Origin of the sequence: Pseudomonas sp. (assembly GCF_050739655.1) — a bacterium.
GTDB lineage: Bacteria > Pseudomonadota > Gammaproteobacteria > Pseudomonadales > Pseudomonadaceae > Aquipseudomonas.
This window is the reverse complement of record NZ_JBOIBY010000696.1, coordinates 1-3,104: the sequence shown is the minus strand read 5'-3', so window position 1 is coordinate 3,104 and position 3,104 is coordinate 1. Positions and strand designations below refer to the sequence as shown.

At 53.5% G+C, this 3,104-nt stretch carries 3 protein-coding genes and 1 pseudogene; all 4 read right to left on the bottom strand.

Annotation, left to right across the window (positions count from 1 at the left end):
* Positions 1 to 202: 202 nt before the first annotated feature.
* Positions 203 to 823: a protein-methionine-sulfoxide reductase heme-binding subunit MsrQ gene (gene msrQ / locus ACRESJ_RS32840; protein WP_431761624.1), complete on the bottom strand. Its 621-nt coding sequence runs from the start codon at positions 821 to 823 to the stop codon at positions 203 to 205.
* A complete protein-coding gene (gene msrP / locus ACRESJ_RS32835; protein WP_431761623.1) occupies positions 823 to 1,836 on the bottom strand; it encodes a protein-methionine-sulfoxide reductase catalytic subunit MsrP in 1,014 nt (337 codons plus the stop codon). The genes msrQ and msrP overlap by 1 nt, the downstream gene beginning before the upstream one ends.
* Before the next feature lie 63 nt (positions 1,837 to 1,899).
* On the bottom strand, positions 1,900 to 2,757 hold the full coding sequence (gene pssA / locus ACRESJ_RS32830) for a CDP-diacylglycerol--serine O-phosphatidyltransferase (RefSeq protein WP_431761622.1): 858 nt from the start codon (positions 2,755 to 2,757) through the stop codon (positions 1,900 to 1,902).
* 145 nt (positions 2,758 to 2,902) lie between these two features.
* Positions 2,903 to 3,104, bottom strand: a pseudogene (locus tag ACRESJ_RS32825) (ketol-acid reductoisomerase); the annotation flags it as partial.

Sequence of the window (3,104 nt, the reverse complement as noted above, 5' to 3'; positions counted from 1 at the left end):
TCTCTCGTCAGCGGGAGGCGAATTCTACAGCGTTACTCGCTGCTGTCAACACCTCTTTTTCAACTTCCTTTCGACTTCGATAACCTGAAGCAACTTGCTGCCGAAAACTGCGTAACTCGTTGTTTACCAAGGAGTTTTCCGTTTCGACTGCGCCGGAAGTGGGGCGAATTATAGAGATCTGAAATCTGCCGTCAACCACTATTTACGCCTTTCTGGCAGAAATACCCTTTTTTACTTTAAAACGCAGGATTCGCCGAGTAACGGGGGGTAGCCGCATAGCTAATATCAGCGCACCTATAGATGCATAGATCGCCCACTCCTTTAGATCAGCGCGCACAATCCAAAGCATATGCAGCAATCCAAGCCCAAGAATCACGTAAACCAGACGATGCAGCTTCTTCCAGTGCACTCCCAATCGCCTCTGACTGTATCGATTGGAAGTAACCGCTAGCGCAAGCAGGCACAGAAAGCCCAACACCCCAACGATGATGTAAGGGCGCTTACGCAACTCAACACCCATCTGAGACCAGTCAAACCCAAGGATGAATGCGATATAAGCACTCAAGTGCATGACTACATATGCAAAACACCACAAGCCCAACTGACGCCGGACAGCAACCCATCCAGCCCACCCAGTTAGTTTTTGCAGTGGAGTCATACCCAAAGTAACAAGCAGCAAAACCAGCGCCCCCAACCCTAACCGGTCAACCAGCACCTTTCCTGGGTCAGGCCCCAGCACATCTGACCAAGCCTGATACAACCAAAGCACCGGCCACACCATCGCAACTACAAAAACCCCGATACGCCAAAGCGGATATCGCATCAGTAGTTCTTCCGCAGATCGAGCCCTGCATATAAAGAAGCGACTTCATCTGCATAGCCATTGAACATTTGCGTATCACGCACATTCGGCTTGAACAGACCACTCGGTAGTCGGCGCTCACGGGCCTGGGTCCAGCGTGGATGGTCAACTGTAGGATTCACGTTCGCATAGAAGCCATACTCGTCCGAGGCGATACTCTGCCAAGTGGTTTTGGGTTGCTCGCTCACCAGGCTTATCCGCACGATTGATTTGATGCTTTTGAATCCATATTTCCACGGCACGACCAAACGCAGGGGCGCTCCGTTCTGATTAGGCAACTCACGCCCGTACATTCCCACCGCCAGAATCGCCAACGGATTCATGGCCTCATCCAGGCGCAACCCCTCAACATACGGCCAGTCGATCAAGGCGAACCCGGACCGTTGCCCTGGCATGCTTTGGGGATCCTGCAGCGTTTCGAAGCGTATGAATTTGGCTTTTGACGTTGGCTCTATCTCGCGAAGCAAAGCCGAAATAGGGAAGCCAATCCATGGAATAACCATCGACCATGCTTCCACACAACGAAGACGGTAAATGCGCTCCTCCAACTGATAAGGCTTCATGAAGTCTTCCAGTGCATATCGCCCAGGCTTGCCCACCTCCCCATCCACGACAACGGTCCATGGCTCGGTCTTCAGCGTACCAGCGTTAGCAGCCGGATCACCTTTGTCAGTACCAAACTCATAGAAGTTGTTGTAGTGGGTTGCATCCTTGAAAGGCGTGATCGCTTCGTTCTTGACGCTGACCGCCCCCCACTGAGTGGAAGGAAGTTTTTCGTTGAACCACGAAGGTGCTTTACCAGGCTCGACATCTGCGTAACGCGCCGCTTCATCAGCCACAGCCCAGCGAGGTAGACCGCCCACAACCAAGCCGCCAACGGCAGCACTTAATACATTGCGTCGAGAACGATAAATGGATTCGGGTGTGACATCTGACTCATGGCAGTCGGATGCTTTTGGGACTTTGATTAGCATGGCTACTCCGCAGCATTGGAGAACAGATGCACCAACAGACTGCGGAGTATGAGGGAAATTACATCACTCGACGCTTTTGCGTCGACGAAGATGTAACAAGTATTGCACTGGGCCCGATGCGGCATAGGCAAGGAACACCAACAGCAGAATGCGTGGCGGATCACTGAACACCACCGCGAACACCAACACCACAGCAAGGATCGCCACAAAAGGTACGCGCCCCTTCAGGTCCAGCTCCTTGAAGCTGTTGTACTTGATGTTGCTGACCATCAGCATGCCCGCAGCAGCAACCATCAGCGCAACAAGGAAGGACATCTTGGAGCCCTGAATGCCGTAATCGCTGAATGCCCAGACAATCCCTGCCACAACGCCAGCGGCGGCCGGGCTAGCCAAACCAATAAAGTAGCGCTTGTCTGCGGTGCCGACCTGGGTGTTGAAACGTGCCAGACGCAACGCCGCGCCAGCCACATAAATGAAGGCGACCATCCAGCCGACCTTGCCCATATCACCCAGCGCCCAACCGAACGCCAGCAATGCCGGGGCCACGCCGAAGGCAACCATGTCCGACAATGAGTCGTACTCGGCACCGAAGGCACTTTGTGTATTGGTCATGCGTGCGACACGACCATCGAGACCATCAAGCACCATGGCGACGAATATCGCGATTGCCGCGAAAGCAAAATATTTACTCGCGCCAATCGAGTCACCGGCACTCAATGCACTTTGGGCGCTCATCGAGTTAATGATGGAGTAGAACCCTGCGAACAGGTTCGCAGTGGTGAAAAGATTCGGCAGAAGATAGATACCACGATGCCGGACTTTACGGCCTTCTGCGTCATGCCCTTCTTCGACATGTTCATCAATGGGCAGCAGGCTTTCGGCGTCTGAAGCCTGGCTTGGCTCTTCGGGACGTTCGCTCATGGACATTACCTTGCAACGGTGTGGAAAGTTTCGACAGATGTCTGCGACAACGGTTCGCCGCGCAAACGATGCAGCTTTATACCAGAACAGACCGTCCAAACGAAAAAACGCGGCCTAGGCCGCGTTTTTCGTACAAGTGCGTGACTTAGTTTTTAGCTTTGTCGACGATCTTGTTGGCACCGATCCACGGCATCATGGAGCGCAGTTGCTCGCCGATGACTTCGATACCGTGAGCGGCGTTGTTACGACGCTTGGCGGTCATCGAAGGATAGCCGGTAGCGCCTTCGCTGATGAACATCTTGGCGTATTCGCCGTCCTGAATACGTTTCAGGGCGTTGCGCATGGCC